General features: G+C 37.6%; 22 protein-coding genes. 14 read left to right on the forward strand and 8 right to left on the reverse strand.

Going from position 1 to position 16,843, the window contains the following annotated elements; all coding sequences use genetic code 11:
• Positions 1 to 220: 220 nt before the first annotated feature.
• Entirely contained in the window at positions 221 to 349 is a 129-nt protein-coding gene (locus tag ACFSCX_RS15680; protein ID WP_377929196.1) for a YflJ family protein, read from the reverse strand.
• A gap of 129 nt (positions 350 to 478) precedes the next feature.
• On the opposite strand from ACFSCX_RS15680, the gene ACFSCX_RS15685 reads away from it, so the two are divergent.
• Together ACFSCX_RS15685 and pyrH are read left to right on the forward strand one after the other, a co-directional pair.
• Complete coding sequence (locus ACFSCX_RS15685) at positions 479 to 889, forward strand: GNAT family N-acetyltransferase (RefSeq protein WP_377929197.1); 411 nt, start codon at positions 479 to 481, stop codon at positions 887 to 889.
• 191 nt (positions 890 to 1,080) lie between these two features.
• The gene (gene pyrH / locus ACFSCX_RS15690; protein ID WP_377929198.1) at positions 1,081 to 1,815 is read left to right on the forward strand and encodes a UMP kinase; all 735 of its coding nucleotides are present in this window, start codon (positions 1,081 to 1,083) and stop codon (positions 1,813 to 1,815) included.
• 542 nt (positions 1,816 to 2,357) lie between these two features.
• Here the strand turns inward: pyrH and ACFSCX_RS15695 are convergent.
• A complete protein-coding gene (locus tag ACFSCX_RS15695) occupies positions 2,358 to 2,825 on the reverse strand; it encodes a hypothetical protein (protein ID WP_377929199.1) in 468 nt (155 codons plus the stop codon).
• A gap of 188 nt (positions 2,826 to 3,013) precedes the next feature.
• Here ACFSCX_RS15695 and ACFSCX_RS15700 point away from each other — a divergent pair, with 188 nt between their 5' ends.
• The 6 genes from ACFSCX_RS15700 to ACFSCX_RS15725 all read left to right on the forward strand — a co-directional run bounded on the left by ACFSCX_RS15700 (position 3,014) and on the right by ACFSCX_RS15725 (position 7,944).
• Positions 3,014 to 3,613: a TetR/AcrR family transcriptional regulator gene (locus ACFSCX_RS15700; RefSeq protein WP_377929200.1), complete on the forward strand. Its 600-nt coding sequence runs from the start codon at positions 3,014 to 3,016 to the stop codon at positions 3,611 to 3,613.
• Positions 3,614 to 3,618: 5 nt separating this feature from the next.
• Complete coding sequence (locus ACFSCX_RS15705) at positions 3,619 to 4,473, forward strand: ABC transporter ATP-binding protein (RefSeq protein WP_377929201.1); 855 nt, start codon at positions 3,619 to 3,621, stop codon at positions 4,471 to 4,473.
• The gene (locus tag ACFSCX_RS15710; protein ID WP_377929202.1) at positions 4,470 to 5,189 is read left to right on the forward strand and encodes a fluoroquinolone export ABC transporter permease subunit; all 720 of its coding nucleotides are present in this window, start codon (positions 4,470 to 4,472) and stop codon (positions 5,187 to 5,189) included. Before ACFSCX_RS15705 ends, ACFSCX_RS15710 begins: the two co-directional genes overlap by 4 nt.
• 4 nt (positions 5,190 to 5,193) lie before the next feature.
• Positions 5,194 to 5,913, forward strand: coding sequence for an ABC transporter permease (locus ACFSCX_RS15715; RefSeq protein ID WP_377929203.1), 720 nt, complete (start codon positions 5,194 to 5,196; stop codon positions 5,911 to 5,913).
• Between the two features lie 104 nt (positions 5,914 to 6,017).
• Complete coding sequence (locus ACFSCX_RS15720; RefSeq protein WP_377929204.1) at positions 6,018 to 6,389, forward strand: DnaJ family domain-containing protein; 372 nt, start codon at positions 6,018 to 6,020, stop codon at positions 6,387 to 6,389.
• Between the two features lie 451 nt (positions 6,390 to 6,840).
• Positions 6,841 to 7,944: a nitric oxide synthase oxygenase gene (locus ACFSCX_RS15725; RefSeq protein WP_377929205.1), complete on the forward strand. Its 1,104-nt coding sequence runs from the start codon at positions 6,841 to 6,843 to the stop codon at positions 7,942 to 7,944.
• 36 nt (positions 7,945 to 7,980) lie between these two features.
• Here ACFSCX_RS15725 and ACFSCX_RS15730 read toward each other — a convergent pair whose 3' ends face one another.
• Positions 7,981 to 8,127, reverse strand: a complete 147-nt coding sequence (locus ACFSCX_RS15730) for a hypothetical protein (protein ID WP_377929206.1) — start codon at positions 8,125 to 8,127, stop codon at positions 7,981 to 7,983.
• Positions 8,128 to 8,252: 125 nt separating this feature from the next.
• Between ACFSCX_RS15730 and ACFSCX_RS15735 the strand changes: the two genes are divergently transcribed.
• Positions 8,253 to 9,029 (forward strand): DUF4397 domain-containing protein, encoded by a 777-nt coding sequence (locus tag ACFSCX_RS15735; RefSeq protein ID WP_377929207.1) that lies wholly within the window; start codon positions 8,253 to 8,255, stop codon positions 9,027 to 9,029.
• A 575-nt stretch (positions 9,030 to 9,604) separates the two neighbouring features.
• Here the strand turns inward: ACFSCX_RS15735 and ACFSCX_RS15740 are convergent.
• Entirely contained in the window at positions 9,605 to 10,318 is a 714-nt protein-coding gene (locus tag ACFSCX_RS15740; protein ID WP_377929208.1) for a nucleotidyltransferase domain-containing protein, read from the reverse strand.
• A gap of 5 nt (positions 10,319 to 10,323) precedes the next feature.
• Complete coding sequence (locus ACFSCX_RS15745) at positions 10,324 to 10,869, reverse strand: GNAT family N-acetyltransferase (protein ID WP_377929209.1); 546 nt, start codon at positions 10,867 to 10,869, stop codon at positions 10,324 to 10,326.
• A 324-nt stretch (positions 10,870 to 11,193) separates the two neighbouring features.
• Here ACFSCX_RS15745 and ACFSCX_RS15750 point away from each other — a divergent pair, with 324 nt between their 5' ends.
• Both ACFSCX_RS15750 and ACFSCX_RS15755 read left to right on the forward strand, forming a co-directional pair.
• Positions 11,194 to 11,793 (forward strand): DUF2087 domain-containing protein, encoded by a 600-nt coding sequence (locus ACFSCX_RS15750; RefSeq protein WP_377929210.1) that lies wholly within the window; start codon positions 11,194 to 11,196, stop codon positions 11,791 to 11,793.
• A gap of 197 nt (positions 11,794 to 11,990) precedes the next feature.
• Entirely contained in the window at positions 11,991 to 12,977 is a 987-nt protein-coding gene (locus ACFSCX_RS15755) for an HD-GYP domain-containing protein (protein ID WP_377929211.1), read from the forward strand.
• Between the two features lie 19 nt (positions 12,978 to 12,996).
• Here the strand turns inward: ACFSCX_RS15755 and ACFSCX_RS15760 are convergent, their stop codons facing one another.
• Positions 12,997 to 13,218, reverse strand: coding sequence for a DUF1128 domain-containing protein (locus tag ACFSCX_RS15760; protein WP_377929212.1), 222 nt, complete (start codon positions 13,216 to 13,218; stop codon positions 12,997 to 12,999).
• Positions 13,219 to 13,451: 233 nt separating this feature from the next.
• Between ACFSCX_RS15760 and ACFSCX_RS15765 the strand changes: the two genes are divergently transcribed.
• The gene (locus ACFSCX_RS15765) at positions 13,452 to 14,273 is read left to right on the forward strand and encodes a YihY/virulence factor BrkB family protein (protein WP_377929213.1); all 822 of its coding nucleotides are present in this window, start codon (positions 13,452 to 13,454) and stop codon (positions 14,271 to 14,273) included.
• A 241-nt stretch (positions 14,274 to 14,514) separates the two neighbouring features.
• Positions 14,515 to 14,751: a hypothetical protein gene (locus ACFSCX_RS15770; protein ID WP_377929214.1), complete on the forward strand. Its 237-nt coding sequence runs from the start codon at positions 14,515 to 14,517 to the stop codon at positions 14,749 to 14,751.
• 32 nt (positions 14,752 to 14,783) lie between these two features.
• Here ACFSCX_RS15770 and ACFSCX_RS15775 read toward each other — a convergent pair whose 3' ends face one another.
• The gene (locus tag ACFSCX_RS15775; protein ID WP_377929215.1) at positions 14,784 to 14,930 is read right to left on the reverse strand and encodes a BH0509 family protein; all 147 of its coding nucleotides are present in this window, start codon (positions 14,928 to 14,930) and stop codon (positions 14,784 to 14,786) included.
• 136 nt (positions 14,931 to 15,066) lie between these two features.
• On the reverse strand, positions 15,067 to 16,236 hold the full coding sequence (locus ACFSCX_RS15780; RefSeq protein WP_377929216.1) for an MFS transporter: 1,170 nt from the start codon (positions 16,234 to 16,236) through the stop codon (positions 15,067 to 15,069).
• A gap of 187 nt (positions 16,237 to 16,423) precedes the next feature.
• Here ACFSCX_RS15780 and ACFSCX_RS15785 point away from each other — a divergent pair, with 187 nt between their 5' ends.
• A complete protein-coding gene (locus tag ACFSCX_RS15785; protein ID WP_377929217.1) occupies positions 16,424 to 16,807 on the forward strand; it encodes an OsmC family protein in 384 nt (127 codons plus the stop codon).
• Positions 16,808 to 16,843 lie beyond the last annotated feature (36 nt).

Raw genomic sequence — 16,843 nt, forward strand, 5'->3', positions numbered from 1 at the left:
TATGCATTAATTGGTTGTCTTGAAAGGCTCATCGCCTTCAACAGGTTTGATCGATAATTCACTAGATGTTGATGACGATACTGACTTGAATAACACTTGCTGTATAAAGGGAATCACCTCTTATTTTTTGTTTTTAGTATATGAAATAGTAGAGGAGCCACGTGTCATGTATCGCACACTTTTTGTATTTGTCAAAATGGTGACGATTAGTAGGAGTCGATTATTTTTTCCTGTTTAAAAGGTTGATTAATACATGTGTTTTATAAAGCTCGAGCTTTTTGCCCTCGTAATAACGTATGCCTTCTTTTTTTAGTTCACAAATCAACCAACCTTTACTTCCGATGTGCATCCAACTCAATCCTTTCTTAGTAAAGTGTAGGAATGGACCTATCCTAATTTGAAGGGCTTTCATTGTATCAGTGAGACAATCTGTATGAAAAGTGATATGAACCACTTTTTGAAAAGAGGAGGGGATCTAATGAAATATATAACTGATATAACGAACATAAATGAAGGTATGCTTGAAGGGGGATTTTTTGATGGATGGCCTAATCCACCTTCTACACATACACATTATCGAATATTACAAAACAGCTTTCGGTTTATTGCGGCCATTGATGAAGATACAAATCAAGTCATCGGCTTTATAACGGCAATTAGTGACGGAGTGCTTTCAGCCTATATACCACTACTAGAGGTACTTCCTTTCTATAAGAATAGAGGTATTGGATCTAAGTTAGTGAAAATGATGTTAGATGAATTAAATAGCTTATATATGATCGATTTACTGTGTGATGCAGAATTACAACCGTACTATGAAAAACAAGGAATGAGTAAAGCACAAGGAATGATGAAGCGATATTATGAAAATCAACATGGTGAATTGTAAAAATGAGTTAATAACCTATTGCATTTGATAAGTAGAGTCATTATAATTTAATAGATTAATCATTACAGGTGGAAGGGGAGTGTTTTGAATGAAAAAAATTTCGTTAATTCGTTCACTCCTTTTTCTTTTTCATTGAAGCAAGGGCTGTTGCCTTTGCTTCTTTTTTTTACCCATTTTCGAAAGGAGAGAGAATGATGAAGTATAATAGGGTGTTAATTAAGCTAAGTGGTGGAGCATTAGGGGGAGAAGGAGAAAGCTTTGATCCGGACCGATTAAATCACATTGCTAATGAAGTTCTATCTATTGTCGAGATGGGAATTGAAGTCGCCATCGTAGTGGGTGGGGGGAACATTTTCAGAGGAAAGCAAGCCGAGATATGGGGGATCGATCGGGTTGAGGCTGATAATATTGGAACGCTTGGTACGATAATCAATAGTTTAATGTTAAGGGGCGTACTAAAAAGCCAGACGAAAAAGGAGGTACGCGTGATGACGTCGGTGCCTGTCTCATCTGTAGCGGAGCCATACATTAGACTACGAGCCATTCACCACCTAGATAAAGGATACGTTGTGATTTTTGCTGGAGGAAATGGGCAGCCATTTGTAACAACGGATTACCCGAGTGTGCAACGGGCGCTAGAAACAAACTGTGACGCGATTTTAGTTGCAAAGCAAGGGGTAAACGGTGTATTCACAAGTGATCCAAAACTGGATGTCCATGCTAAAATGTACGACCATCTTAATTATGAAGACGTGATTACCAACAATCTTCAAGTCATGGACCAATCTGCTTTTCTGTTGGCAAGAGATTATAACTTGCCGATTCATGTATTCAATTTTGATGACGCTGGTGTCATGAAGCAAATTTGTGAAGGGCTGCATGTCGGAACGCTGATAAGTCAAGAGAAGACGGTTCTTTCATCATAGATAAGAAGCAACGAAAAAAGAGATGAAAAAGTAATCTCAGGCTGTCGAGAAGGTCTCGGCAGCCATTTTTTACTTTCTAACACAATATATGGTGGTTGTGTAGTATGCCTCATTTATTCTAAAAAGGGAAAACATCCGACAATATTTCCATAAGAGATGTTCTCAAAGACATTTTGAGGGTCTAAGTCGAGTGAAATGTCTCAGAGAGGTGTTCTCAAAGACATTTTGATGGTTTAAGACGAGTGAAATGTCGGTTAGGAGGATCCTATTGGTTATTTTAAGGAGTTTTGATTGTGAAATCTATTTCGAATATTTTAGGTTTTCCCACAAGAAAAAGAGATGAAATAGTCATCTCCTTTTTCGCTGTACTATTAGGGAGTATAAGTTTCTAGTGTTTACCTTGTACGATGTTCTCGCGTAATCTCGCTCCAGCGCCCAAATGCTCGAGATCAATAAACTTAGAAGAAAATAAGGGAATATTAATGTCAATATTACACTTTTGCTCTGCCAAAGGATAAATGGGAATTTGCTCCTTTTGTTCCTTAAAACCCTCGTCCAAGTATATTGAAAAAGCTCGAATCATCATTCGGTTCTTGTAAATCCATTGCATTATGATAACGGCCTTGAATATTGGCTTTTGTCATAAGATTTAGAACGAGCGCCCAAAACTCTTGTTGTTCGTCTGCTTTTTCAACCAAATCTATTACCAATGGTGAAAGGGCACCATAAATATCACTTATTTTTTCTTGATGTAACGCTAATGTCTCCTTTGCCCCTTCTTCCATAAGGAGAGTTTTTATTTCAAGTGTTTCCATTAAGTTTTGAGATCGACCAATGTGAAAGGAGTGGCTACACAAATTTAATAGATTTGACCTAAGAGAAGCCTTTTGTTCAGCACTGATACCTAGTGAATCCATCTTTGAAATGATCTTATGACGTAGATCTTCTACCTCGCGATCTATTGCATCCTTTGCTATTTTTAAGATAGGAATATCTTTATATTGTTTCAACTTTTCTAACCTCGCTAACATCTGTCTTACAAACATTATAGCAATGGTAATAGAACAATTCGTATAGGAATTCCAACTTTTTATGACAGATTCGTGATGGTAATTGTTTACAGAGTCGAATAGAATGGTATATATTATTTATGAATAAAAAATAAAAATATTCATATGTTCAAAGAAGGAGATAGAAAATGGTTCGAGGATTTAGTGAAAAAGAGCGAGAGATGATCAAACAAAATTTAATCGACGAAGGAAAACTTTTATTTGACCAATATGGATTAAAGAAAACAAGTGTAAGTCAAATTACAAACAAAGTTGGAATTGCGCAAGGCTCCTTTTATCTTTTCTATTCATCAAAGGAGGAATTGTATTTTGATATTGTGGAGCAAGAGGAGCATGCGATAAAAGAACTGCTTATGGAGGATTTATTGGACCCAGCCATCAATTCCGAGAAATTTACAATCATCCTTATAAGGTCATTGAAGCTGATTGATGAAAATCCCATTCTTAGAAGATTATTTTTAGAGAAAGAGTTTGAACAAATGGTTCGAAAGCTTCCAGCAGAAAAGGTAGAGCAGCACATTCAAAATGATGGATTTCTATTAACTCCATTAATTGAAAAGTGGCAGTCGGAGGGACGGGTCATTAAACAAGACCCACATGTTATCGGAGCGATGTTTCGTGCCTTTATTTTGCTCGCTCTCCATAAGAAAGAAATTGGGGAAGAGATTTTCGATGAAACGATTTCACTAATTGCTGAAAGTTTAGCGAATCGAGTGTTTAAGGAGTGAACGAAATGATAAAGGTAGAAAACCTCTCCTATCGATATCCAAGTAAAAAGGAGGAAACGTTAAAGAATATATCCTTTCAGGTAAAGAAAGGAGAAATTTTTGGATTTCTAGGTCCTTCTGGTGCGGGAAAAAGTACAACCCAGAAAATCCTAATTGGTATTTTAAAGGATTACAAGGGAAGTGTATCAGTCTTTAACGAGGAGCTATCGACATTGGGCTCAAATTATTATGAAAAAATAGGCGTGGCTTTTGAGTTTCCTAATTTTTATGGGAAACTCACTGCCTATGAAAATTTGAAACTGTTTCAGCGATTATATGCAGGGAAAACGGCAGAACCAATGGGTCTTCTTAAAAAGATGGGGCTTCTACAAGATGCACATGTTAGATTTTCGAATTACTCGAAGGGGATGAAAATGAGACTGAATTTTTGCCGCGCCCTTCTCAATAATCCTGATCTCATCTTTTTAGATGAACCAACTTCTGGACTTGACCCGGTCAATTCTAAAATCATGAGGGAATCGATTCAAGAATTGAAAGAACAAGGTAAAACGATTGTACTAACGACACACAATATGCATGTAGCAGACGAGATTTGTGACAAAGTGGCATTTATGGTAGACGGACAAATTTCGTTAATAGAATCACCTAATGCCTTAAAGATACAAAAAGGAAAGAAGCAGCTTGAACTTATGTATTTACAAGACGGTTCTATGGAAAAGGCTGAGTTTAGCCTACAAGGAATTGGGGAAAACACTGAGTTTTTACAAACGATAAAAAGGCATGAAATCATCACGATGCATACACAGGAGGCGACACTTGAAGATATATTTATCGAAGTGACCGGGAGGAAGCTCCAATGAATCTATCATTACGCCGATTAGCTATTGGAATTTGGTCAGACATGATTTTTCAAGTGCGGCATGGCTTCTATGCGGCTTATATGGTCGTGAGTACATTGTATATTGTTCTACTAACCTTTATCCCTCATGGCTACCAAGAAATGGCAAGTGTACTGATTGTGTTTTCAGATCCATCTTTCATAGGCTGTTTTTTTATTGGAGCTATCATTCTGCTCGAAAAAGGTCAAGGAATCTATGACTCCTTGTTTGTAACTCCCTTTCAAATTGCCGAGTACTTACTCTCGAAGCTATTTTCGTTAACGTTTCTATCAATCATATCTAGCTTGGCTATTATAGGTTTTAGTATAAGCGGCATCGTAGTAGATTATAGACCGATCGTAATCGGAATTTTTCTTAGCTCTCTGTTTTTTACCTGCATAGGCATCATTCTTGCGGTTCGAGTCAAAACAGTGAATCAGTTTCTATTAAGTTCACCGCTCGTCTTAATCGTTTTCTTCATTCCAGTTCTAGAAACGACCATGAGTCTAAACCTTAAGTGGACATCGATTTTACCTAGTTATGCGGGGATTTTACTCATACAAGGCGGGTTTGAACCTCTATCAGTGAACGAATGGACATATGGAATCGGCAACTTGGTCGCTTGGATCCTAGTAGGTTTTTATCTGACGTATCATTCCTTTTATAAGTATATTGTTTTAAGAATAGGAAGTGGATAACGATATGCAGAGAATCTTAGCTTTATGGATGAGTGACATGAAGAACATTCTAAGAGATAGTATTTTACTAATTGGGCTAATTGGTCCAATCCTGTTTTCATTATTGGTTAAATTTGGACTACCGAGCTTAGAGGACTTTCTTTTTGATCAATATAACTGGGAGTTAGTGCCGCATTATCCATTTATTTTAAGTATCGTTTTACTAATGACACCATTAACAGTAGGTATGCTGATGGGATTCATGCTTCTTGAGGATCGGGATGAAAACATGCTGTTATATTATTCTGTAACACCTCTCACCAAATCGGGTTACTTGCTATATAAAACCGCATCAATTATGATGGTGACATTTCTCGTTTCTTTTATGGTGATTTACCTCTGTAACTTATTAGACATTGAGCTAGTTTGGTTGTTGCCTATAAACTTACTTATTTCTCTTGAAACCCCGATTATCGCGCTATTTATTGCGAGCTTTGCTAGCAATAAGGTAGAGGGACTTGCTCTATCGAAGGTCACGAGCGTTCTGTTGATCGTACCATTTGCGGTGTATTTTATGGATTCAAGCTGGGTGTATGTCGCAGGACTCTTACCTCCATATTGGATTACGTTTTCGATGCTCCGTATTGGAACAAGTGATTTTTGGATGCTAATTGTTGGAGGACTGCTCGTTCATCTCATTTATTTAGGCGTGTTGAACCGGATTTTTCAGCGGAAGATAGAATAAGCGTTGTGGAATTCAAAAAATTGTAATATTTTACAAGGTACAATGTGACTTTTTCCACTATACTATTAGTAGAGGTAAACCTACTTAGAAAGAGGTGGAGGAAGGTGGATTACGGGTACTTAGCTTCAGAGGATAAAATTAGAAGAGCGTATGAAGATGGTGATTTTAAAAACCTACCAGGGTACGGAAAGCCACTTGTATTAGAGGATTTATCTAGTATTCCACAAGAATTAAGAATGGCTTACAAAATGCTCAAAAATGGGGGTTATAACCCAGAGGAGCATAAGCTAAAGAGTGAAATCAAGACAATTGAGGATTTAATGGCAGTGAGTCAAGATGACCACCAAAAATCCATTTTTCAAAAGCAGCTTAATGAAAAAACGATTCGTTTAAACAGCCTTGTGAAAAAAAGACAAATCTCCAATTCCTCCGCTTTTAAGGATTATGGGAATAAGGTGTACAATAAATTTAAATAAAGAGATTGAAAAGTGTGGTAGATTACCACACTTTTTTTTATTAAGAGAGTATAAAAGTTTCAGCAAGAGAATGGGCCAATGACTTGGAATCCAGCTCCAGCGCTCAGCCAGGATGGAAAGGCGACGATCTTTGCCATTTCATCCTATTCGAGGTCAAAAACCTGTCATGAATATTAGGGAAAACCACCCTTTTTTCATGACAGGTTATTTGCTCTGCCTGAGGTTAAACGGGGCACCATGAGCCTTTTGTTCGCTCAATGAAATTCACATATAAATGGTAATTATGGTTATCGTTTTAAATAGGACAGCAAATCTTGGTACTAGCCAAGTTTTTCTAATGTTTGGGGAATATGTTGGAATCCATTTGTCCTTAGTTGTTCACATTCCTGACGTAACAGCTATTTAGTGGGATGCTATACTTAAGTCATTGCTTAGAGGTAGGTGAATACAATTGAAGTCTAATCCTTTACTTTTAAAGGCTGAAGAGTTTATTAGAGCGTGTTATAAGGAACTTGGTAAAAGTGAACAAGATATAAAAAGTCGTCTTTTTATGATAAAACAATCCATATTATCTACTGGAACGTATGAACAGACAACAGAAGAACTTACACATGGTGCAAGAATGGCATGGAGAAATAGTAATCGATGTATCGGAAGATTGTTTTGGAACTCCTTGCATGTAATCGATGAAAGAAAGCTAGACACTGAAGAAGAGGTTAGAGAAGCACTCTTTCATCATCTTGAGTATGCAACAAATAATGGGAAGATTCGACCGACGATTACTATCTTTAAACCATCAAGTGAGGAAACAGTACCTGCTATTCGGATATGGAACCACCAGCTTATCAGATATGCAGGCTACGAAACAGACAGCGGCATTCTTGGCGATCCCCACTCCTTATCGTTTACAAAGCAATGTCAGGAGCTTGGCTGGGTAGGGGAAGGAACCCATTTTGATATATTACCACTAGTTATTCAGATTGGGACGAGTGAACCAGTTTGGTATGACATTCCGAAAGAGCTTATAAAAGAGGTTCCAATTCGTCATCCGGAACGAACAGAATTTGAGGATCTTCAGCTAAAATGGTATGCCGTTCCCTTTATCTCGGAAATGAAGCTTGAAATTGGCGGTATTCACTACCCAGCTGCACCTTTTAATGGCTGGTACATGGAAACTGAGATTGGTGCTCGTAATTTGGCAGATACCAATCGGTACAACATGCTTCCGAAAGTAGCTACGATTATGGGGCTTGATACAACAACGAACGCAACGCTCTGGAAGGATAAAGCGCTGATCGAATTAAATATAGCCGTTCTTCATTCGTTTAAAGAAGCTGGAGTTAGCATGGTCGATCATCATACGGCTGCAGGGCAATTTCTTTTATTTGAGGAGAAGGAAGAACAGGCTGGCAGAGACGTGACCGGACGATGGAGCTGGTTACTTTCACCAATATCCCCAGCAACAAGTCATGTGTTTCATAAAAGATACAACGATGAAGTTAAAAACCCGAACTATTACTATCAAGCTTGTCCCTTTCACAGCCACAAATCATAAGAAAGCTACCAGTTCATAAAGAAGCTGGTAGCTTTTTCATTTCTTATTTTTCTCTTCAGGCAATGGATCTATCACATGTGCATCCTCTGGATCAACACCAGCCCGAACAGCGTAGAAAAACACTCCTAACCCCATGAGAAGTAAAAGGAATAAACCAATTAAAGTCACCCACCATTGAACCATTAACATTCCCCCTTACTCACGTATATGCTTGGTTTCAACCATCTATGTGTTCTTAAAAAAAATATGAAAGTTGTCAAGCAGACGAGAATATCTTTGTAGAAGAATGAATAAAAGGGGGGATGTGCATGTATCCTTACATGCAAAATCAAGCGGACTATTACTTACAGCAAGCGGCAAAATATGATTTGTTAGCCATGTATTACAAATACTCCGATCCAAACCGGCATATTTACTATTATAAGTGCCATTTACAAGCAATGAACCAGGCGCTCACGTGCATGCAGACGCAACATGGATATCGGGCAGAGGGAGCGGGCAATCCGAATGCAAAGGTGCGGATTCTACACACTTCGCCAAATGCTCCAGCGGTTGATATTTATGTAAATGGCGGACGCGTGGTGCAAAATGTGGCCTTTAAACAGGTGAGCCGATACTTAGATGTCCCTGGAGGCTCTCATACGCTTGAGATTTACCCTACCGGTCAAAAGAACAATCCCGTTTTACGTGAAAGTATAACGTTAATGCCTGGCGTATACTATACGGCTGCAGCAACTGGCCCATTAAACGAACTTGAACTTTTGGCGTTAGTGGATAAACCATTTGTAGAATATGGTCAAGCGAAGGTTAGGTTTGTTCACCTTTCACCAGATGTTAAAGCAGTAGATGTTGCAACAAAACGGGGAAATGTGTTGTTCTCAGGCGTCTCCTTTGGAGAGGCGAGTACGTATCAAAACGTCACACCAGGCAAAGTAGACCTGCAGGTTCTCGTAACTGGTACGAGTGATGTCGCCTTATCTGTACCGACGGCAAATATTAGACCGAATACCGCCTACACCGTGTATGCACTTGGATTAGCTACTGGCACACCTGCGTTAGAAGCTTTAGTATTGCAGGATTCATAAGGATATTGAAAACCAGCTCCAGTTTAGGGGGTTGGTTTTTTTGTGCCTTTGATAGTGCTAGGTTCTTGAGTAGGGAGTTGCTGATACATGGCTCGGGTGTGGCTATAAGAGAAGGATGTTTAGGGTAGAAAAATGCCCAAGGTTGTTTAGCTCGTTTAAGAGATCGTAGTCTTGCCGATAAATAGGGAAAAGTTGCCGATAAAAAGATTCGAGTTGCTGATAAAAGAATCGATGTTGCCGATAAACCGAAAAGTTGCTGATAAATTCAGAAAGTTGACGATAAAATAAAGAAGTTGCTGATAAATGGCAAAAGGTTGCTGATAAAAATCCAATAGTTGCTGATAACCTAGTAAAGGCAAGTAAGATTAGTAAATAAGGAGATCAATAATAGCAGTTTCTTGCATAAATAGGACCGTCACTATTAAAAAAGGTAGAAAAAGTAACGGGTTCCGTTTTGGGAGAGCATTACAATGTAAATAGCATTCCTAATTAGCAAAGAATTCAACAAGAAATTAGCAATACAAACAGCAAACAAAAACGCTCAGAGACATTCTGAGCGTTTTTAACGATTGTTTTTATTTTTTCCCTAAAGAGAAGCCTTCAAATAATCTTCCACCAAAGGGTTTAAGGACTTTATCAGTCAGGCTTACTATTTTATCAATACCATTTGTTTTATAAAACGTGTCAAATGCTTCAACGAATTCGTTTGCAAGTTCATTGTCGTGATGAACTAACGAACGAACAACCCATTTTGATGACCCAATCCATTTACGATTACTACGAAGAATGAACTCACTAACTAACTCACCAAGTTTATTTGCAATAAAAATTCCTTCGCCTCTATTTTGGCAACCGATTAAATCATCTAACGCATCAGTGATAAAATATCGCTTCATATCAATAGTTTCTTTTGACCACTCTTTTGGTCCTTGTTCTAATAAGTCTTTAGCTTCTTTTCTTATTTTTGACAACACACCTGTATCTTTTAAAATCTTCCCTTCGCTTACCATTCTTGGCATACAAGGTCTTGCTTCTTTACAATCACTTTCAAAAAAGAAGCGATAAGACGATAAATTATGTGCAAATAGTTCAATATTCCATCCAAATTCAATGAGTGATTCACGAAAAGAAGCAGATAGACTTTCATCAAAAACCACTATATCTAAATCAGATGTTTCCGTTGCTTGCCCACGAATAACACTTCCAGCTAAAATTGCTCCCTGACAATTCGGAAAATGTTTGTTTATATACTGATTGGCTGCTTCTATTGGTTCAGGTCTATTTTTCATTTTATCTACTCCTTTTGAAGAAACTCACCTTTCAACATACTCATACGAAGTCGGTCAACAAATTCTCCATTTCTTAATCTATCTTGTCTTAAAATACCTTCTTCAACATAGCCCATACGTTTATAAGATCTGATAGCTTTTTCATTGTCCACTTCAACTCTGAGCCAAATTTTATTTAGTCCTAATTCATTAAATCCCCATAAAAGCATTTCTTTCATCGCAGCAAGCCCAAAGCCTTTACCCCAATGGTTTTTATCTCCTATTGCAATCCCTAATTCAGCGTGTTTGTTTACCTTATCGATGTTTTTTAAATCAACCCAGCCAATATGTTTTCCCTCTTCTGTGACAATGGCTTTTTGTTCATATCCATTTGTTTTGTTTATGCACATTTCAATCCAATTTTTAGTTTCTTCTCTACTAAAAGGTGGATACCTTTCTGGCATATTTAAATGCTTTGTTACTTCCTTATCTAAACACCATTGATAACGGTCTTCAACGTCATAAAGAGTTAATTCTCTTAATTGGATTTTCGGCAATTCTCTTGTTTTCATCTCACTGACTCCCAATAGATATTTCTAATTACTCACAAACTCTATAACAATATTATCATATTTTTTCCATTTACCTTCAAAAAAATAAAGTTCGCTTCGTGGAACTGCTGACTCTTAAATGCATCAATGAGATATAAGTAAGCTAATGGCCAAATGGAACGGGTATCGTGCATCATAGCGTTACCCCATCGTTGTAAATCTGCTCTACCGTCTTTATACTCTTGATTACATTGTTTCAATGACTTCGATCTATGGTTGACTCCACCCATCTAATTATATTATTATCTAATTAGATACAAATTAAATTAACTAAAAGGTGAAAATATGCAGCTATCTCGGATCGTCAATTTTTATAAGGTATTAGCAGACCCTACTCGCATACGTATGATAATGCTTTTAGCGAAAGGACCATTGCACGGGCAGGAACTAGCAGAGAGGTTAAGTGTTTCGACGCCAACGATAACTCATCATGCGAATAAATTGAGAGAGGCTGGTCTACTCATTCAACGGAGGGAGAAGAATACAATATATTTCAGCTTAGATGAACGAACATTTCTGCGCACTAATGAGGCAATTATTAAAATGCTTGAGGGAGCAAAGAGGGAGGATAACGATATGTTACAAACCGAACACCAGAAAGTGAAGGATTCAGTCATCTCAAATTTTTATACAAAAGATGGAAAATTAAAGCACATTCCTTCACAGTTGAAGAAGAAACTTATTGTGCTTCAAGAAATGGTTGAAAAACTAGAGCCTGGCAAGAAATATCAGGAAAAAGAAATTAATGATTTTATTAAACAATTTCACGAAGATTTTGCTACAATAAGAAGAGAGTTCATTATGCATCAATTTATGTATCGCGAGAATTCAGTGTACGAATTAAATCCAACAGAACTATGGACTAGATGGGAAGAGCTATCTTAGGGATGACTAAGATTAATTAATGGACCAAAAGGTAAGGTTGACACTTTACTGACGGGTGAATTAACTAAAACCTCCAACTGGGCCTATTTTTTGTCTGCACGAGAATAGCATACATGATAAAGTGAGTGCACATTGATGGAAAATCAAGAGTGAACAGCTTATACTACAAGTAGAATTAGACAAAAAGGAGTCAGATCATGAGGTTAATAAGTATCTCTGACTATAACCATGCTACTATGCAATTAGGCAGACCAGTATATGACAATCAAAAGAGAATATTGCTAACAGCAGGTAGAACGATTGATCCTCGATATTTAAAGAGGCTAGAGGATATGGATATTCGCTATTTATTTGTAGAAGATTCGGTATCGGAAGGTATCACGATGGATGAAATGATGGATATGCCTACTTGGTTAGATGCGATAGAGGCTGTTCAGCAAGTGTACAAAGTAGCTGCAACCAATAAGCCGTTTGAATTGAAAGATATTCAGCAAATGACAAACAAATTGATTGATGAAGTCAACAAACGAAAAGCAATCGTGCTTATTCCAACTACATCCATCGCTGAAGATTTACGTCCTTATGCGCACTCGGTTAACGTTGCTTTACTAGCACTACAAGTGGGAAAAAAGCTATCGTCCATTAATAACTTACAAATGCGTGATCTTGCTCTAGGCGTACTTTTACATGATATTGGGAAAGCCATCACTTCAAATGATGAGAATCATCCACAAACTGGATTTGATTATTTGCGTAAGGTAAGAGGGCTAAGCTTACTATCAGCACACGTTGCTTTTCAGCATCATGAACAGTTCAATGGAACCGGTTTTCCAAGAGGAATTACCGGGAAGGAATTCCATGAATATGCTCAACTATGCGGGATCTGTAACCTGTATGATAATATGATTTCACGTGATCATATTCCTCCCCATATGGCGATGGAGATGATTATGACAAAGAGTAATGTTGGATTTAGTGAGGAAATTGTCCACGCGTTTATCCACAGTATCCCAAGCTATACACCAGGAACAAAAGTTGTTCTAAGTAACGGTGAGAAGGCCATCGTGACGAAGATTAAATCACACATGCAACGACCGGTAATACGAATCATCGAAAGCAATAAGGAAGTTTCCCTCGAGGAGGACCATACTTTACTTATCACTGGGACGTTCGATGAAAAATAGTGCAGCCACTTTGGCTGCACTATTTTTTTAGGTTTCCAAGCTCTTCTGCAATAGCTTGCATTTCGCTAATAGAAAAGTTTGTTTTATTTTTTATAAGCAAATAAATATCGCGCAGATCCTCGTAAGCCTCTTCGCTAAAATGTGATGGTTTCATAATCCCAACATTTAATACTTTAAGCTTTTGCTGAATTTCATTTACCATAAATTCAATATTTTGGACCGATTTTTCAGTTAAATCCATCTAAATTCACCCTTTCGACAGTTGTTTTTATCATTGTAACACTTGAAGCTTATTTTTGATATGTAGTACGAAAATGAAAGTGATGAAACACTACCTCAGTACATAGTTCAATGTATTTCACGTTCAGGTAAAACATGACTTTTTCAATATAGAAAAGTTTGTCCTCATCTGTTGATTAGTTATGCGGTTTCAAGGGAAAATAAGAGTAAATTCAATAACTGGAGAGATATGTAATGAATCGCTCATTTTTAAAGGATCTTTGGATTCAATTTCATGAAGATGAACTAGCGGGGCTTTCAGCCGAGCTAGCCTACTTTTTTTTATTGTCGTTATTTCCCTTTTTAATTTTTCTCATCACATTAATTGGCTTTTTACCTCTGTCTGAGGATAGTGTACTGGATTTTGTGGCTCAATATGCGCCAATTGAATCCTTACAAATCATCGAGCAAACGTTAGAAGGTGTGATACAAAAGCATAATGGTGGACTGTTGTCATTTGGGATTTTAGCAACATTATGGGCAGCCTCTAATGGATTAAATGCCGTGATCAGGGCGTTTAACAGGGCGTATGATGTAAAAGAAACACGCTCTTTTCTCGTTGCCAGGTTTATGAGTGTTTTATTAACGGTTGCGATGATAGTGGTTATTATCATTGCTCTATTACTGCCTGTTTTCGGAAAACAAATTGGCTTGTTTATTTTTTCCTCCTTTGGCTTATCCGAGTCGTTTTTAAGTGTTTGGAACGCGGGCAGATGGATAGTTAGCTTTATTGTCCTGTTTATTGTATTTAGCTGCTTGTATTATTTTGCCCCTAACGTGAAATTACACTGGAAGGAAATATTTAGCGGAGCGCTTTTTGCAACCATCGGGTGGATAATTGTTTCAACCGCGTTCTCATACTACGTTGGAAATTTTACTAACTATTCAGCTACTTATGGAAGCTTAGGGGGTATCATTGTGCTGTTAATTTGGTTCTACTTAACAGGGATGATTATTTTGATTGGTGGAGAAATTAATGCGATTCTTAATTGTTATAGGCGGAAAAAGGTTAGCTGATATTTCCTTAAGTAGGCGTAAGGAGTTGTGGGTAATCTAAAGACGTGGTGATATCCCACAGACATATAAAAGGGGGAACTATCATGAGTGAGAAAAAAAAGAATACAAAGCAGAAAAGTGGTAATCGCCCTAAACACAAAACAAGCGGAAGTGCAAACGGCCGTAACGGCTATCATTGATTAAACGACAACAGAGACCTCTAACGGGGTCTTTGTTACTTGTTTGAAAGGATCTGTTGCATGTGAAAAAGAAAGTTATCAGTATTGTCGTTTTCATCGTTTGGATAGCTTTTTTACAATTACTATTTTTTCGCTACGATGAAAAACTAGCTAGGCAGTTATTATCCCTCACAATAATAGGAATGGTCATTCGTCATGCCATTCAATTATATAAACAAAAAAAGATGTATTACTTTATATTCAATGTAATAGTCGTGATTGCTTTTATCATACTTTTTATAAGCTGGTATGTAGTATAAAAGAGGGACCTCCCACGAAAGGTCCCTTTTCGCTATTCCGCTTCAATTTCCAATTGGAAATAAGCAGAGCTGTAGATGTGTTCAATGTCGGCATCTGTCATATACAGAAGGTTCTCCTCTGAAATCCCCTTTGTTTTTTGGATAAAGTCAATCATGTTTTTCCGTTCTTGTCGACTCATCTTTTTCTCTCTCCTTTTACTGTTTTAGTACAGATAACATTTTGTAATATTATTATATAACAGAAGCGGGAATAGGTGCAATCAAAGTTTCAACAAAATTAAAAATAGGCAGTACTACAACGAGTACTACCCAGACTTATCCCTTACTAGGGCTTAGCACCATCTTTCTTCCGTAGCCAACGTTGGCGATTAAGATTATGAACAGGATGGAACTAATAATATGGAAATAATTGATTTGGTTAAACCATTGAAGGAATAATCCGCCGATGAACGGACCTGCTAAACTTCCTATGCTGAAAAACACGCCACAAAGCAGATTACCTGTTGGCAGAAGCGATTTCGGCATAAGGTCAGCCATAAAGCTAATTCCAAGTGAGAATGTGGAGCCAACCATCATTCCAGCTATGAAAAAGCAAATTAACAGACCAAGAGCGGAACTCTCCATCCAGCTAGCCAGAAGGAATGCGATACCACCAGATGAAAGTACAAGCGTTAATACTTTTTGTCGCCCTAATTTATCACTTAAGATTCCAAGTGGTAGCTGAGTAATGATTCCCCCAATCGCGAAAGCGGTCAGCATGATTGAAACGTTTGTTACATTAAGTCCGATTCGAAGACCGTAGACAGGGAATATACCATTTAATGAAGCTTCAAGAAATCCATAGCCTAATGGTGGTAAAAATGCTACCCATCCGTATTTCCAAGCTTTAGCGAAGCGTTTAAACGTATCAAAAAACGAGCTCAATTCCATTTCTTCACCTGGGTTTTCATTTTTTAAGAAGAAAATAAAGACCCATCCGATCAAACAAAGTAGTGAAGAGATGATAAATGGTAAGGCTTGATTAATGTTAACCAGTGGTGTCATTAACGGACCAGCGGCAAAACCAATTCCAAAAAATAATCCATAAAGGGAAATGTTTCGTCCGCGATTCTGTTCCGTCGAAAAGGATGTAATCCATGTTTGCGTCGAAAAGTGAAGTGCATGATCGCCAATTCCGATGAGTAAGCGCAAAACAAACCAAAACCAAAAGGATTGCCATACTGGGAATAAAGCTATTGAGACAATTACGGTTAACCCACCAAATAAAATAATCGGTTTAAACCCATATTTTCGCAATGGATTTTCCATAAATGGGGACGCTAATAAAATTCCGATGTAAAGGGCCGTTGCATTAAGCCCGTTTAAGGAGGATGATAGTCCTTCTTTTTCAAAAATAACGGCGATTAACGGTAAAAGCATGCCTTGTGAAAAGCCAGAAATCGCGACAATACTGACCAATATCCAAAATCGAAACCGATTGTTCATACTAATCTCCAATTCATTGAAATTTTCTTCCATAAAAGATGGTAACATCGATTTTCTAGACTGCCAACTATTTTAACTCCCTAGTAAAGTTAAAACCTTCCAGCATCTGTACATATCCAAATGTGATTCTATCAATTGTTCCTATGATATGATGAAGTTAAAAGATGAAACAAAAGGAAGTGTTCTTATGTTAACATTTGAAATGAAGGAAGTTGGTTTTAAGACAAAGCTGGAATATGGTGACCTGCATGTTTCTGGAAATGAGGAGTATGGGTTTCGCCCCTATCAGCTCATGACAGCTTCTATTGCTGTATGCAGTGGTGGGGTGCTTAGAACCATTTTATCGAAAAAGAAGCTGGAAGTTGAGGACATCACGATTCAAGCTGAAGTGGAACGAGATGAAAAAAAAGCAAATAAAATTGAAAAGATTATGATTCATTATCTCATAAAAGGTACAGGCCTTAAGGAAGACCAAATCGAAAAGGCAATTCATCTCGCTCGTAAAAACTGCCCAATGGTTCAGTCTGTTGAAGGTAGTATTGTCGTAGAGGAAACGTTTGAATTAGTCTAGTCATGAAAAAGAGCATTTCCTAAAAAGGAAATGCTC

Origin of the sequence: Bacillus salitolerans, from assembly GCF_042680805.1 — a bacterium.
Lineage (GTDB): Bacteria > Bacillota > Bacilli > Bacillales > SA4 > Bacillus_CJ > Bacillus_CJ salitolerans.

What these genes read in the sequence shown, in the direction of transcription:
- ACFSCX_RS15680 (WP_377929196.1), bottom strand. Translation starts at nt 349, where the DNA reads ATGCACATCGGAAGTAAAGGTTGGTTGATTTGTGAACTAAAAAAAGAA.
- ACFSCX_RS15685 (WP_377929197.1), top strand. Translation starts at nt 479, where the DNA reads ATGAAATATATAACTGATATAACGAACATAAATGAAGGTATGCTTGAA.
- pyrH (WP_377929198.1), top strand. Translation starts at nt 1,081, where the DNA reads ATGATGAAGTATAATAGGGTGTTAATTAAGCTAAGTGGTGGAGCATTA.
- ACFSCX_RS15700 (WP_377929200.1), top strand. Translation starts at nt 3,014, where the DNA reads ATGGTTCGAGGATTTAGTGAAAAAGAGCGAGAGATGATCAAACAAAAT.
- ACFSCX_RS15705 (WP_377929201.1), top strand. Translation starts at nt 3,619, where the DNA reads ATGATAAAGGTAGAAAACCTCTCCTATCGATATCCAAGTAAAAAGGAG.
- ACFSCX_RS15710 (WP_377929202.1), top strand. Translation starts at nt 4,470, where the DNA reads ATGAATCTATCATTACGCCGATTAGCTATTGGAATTTGGTCAGACATG.
- ACFSCX_RS15715 (WP_377929203.1), top strand. Translation starts at nt 5,194, where the DNA reads ATGCAGAGAATCTTAGCTTTATGGATGAGTGACATGAAGAACATTCTA.
- ACFSCX_RS15730 (WP_377929206.1), bottom strand. Translation starts at nt 8,127, where the DNA reads ATGGTTCAATGGTGGGTGACTTTAATTGGTTTATTCCTTTTACTTCTC.
- ACFSCX_RS15735 (WP_377929207.1), top strand. Translation starts at nt 8,253, where the DNA reads ATGTATCCTTACATGCAAAATCAAGCGGACTATTACTTACAGCAAGCG.
- ACFSCX_RS15740 (WP_377929208.1), bottom strand. Translation starts at nt 10,318, where the DNA reads ATGAAAAATAGACCTGAACCAATAGAAGCAGCCAATCAGTATATAAAC.
- ACFSCX_RS15745 (WP_377929209.1), bottom strand. Translation starts at nt 10,869, where the DNA reads ATGAAAACAAGAGAATTGCCGAAAATCCAATTAAGAGAATTAACTCTT.
- ACFSCX_RS15750 (WP_377929210.1), top strand. Translation starts at nt 11,194, where the DNA reads ATGCAGCTATCTCGGATCGTCAATTTTTATAAGGTATTAGCAGACCCT.
- ACFSCX_RS15755 (WP_377929211.1), top strand. Translation starts at nt 11,991, where the DNA reads ATGAGGTTAATAAGTATCTCTGACTATAACCATGCTACTATGCAATTA.
- ACFSCX_RS15760 (WP_377929212.1), bottom strand. Translation starts at nt 13,218, where the DNA reads ATGGATTTAACTGAAAAATCGGTCCAAAATATTGAATTTATGGTAAAT.
- ACFSCX_RS15765 (WP_377929213.1), top strand. Translation starts at nt 13,452, where the DNA reads ATGAATCGCTCATTTTTAAAGGATCTTTGGATTCAATTTCATGAAGAT.
- ACFSCX_RS15775 (WP_377929215.1), bottom strand. Translation starts at nt 14,930, where the DNA reads ATGAGTCGACAAGAACGGAAAAACATGATTGACTTTATCCAAAAAACA.
- ACFSCX_RS15780 (WP_377929216.1), bottom strand. Translation starts at nt 16,236, where the DNA reads ATGAACAATCGGTTTCGATTTTGGATATTGGTCAGTATTGTCGCGATT.
- ACFSCX_RS15785 (WP_377929217.1), top strand. Translation starts at nt 16,424, where the DNA reads ATGTTAACATTTGAAATGAAGGAAGTTGGTTTTAAGACAAAGCTGGAA.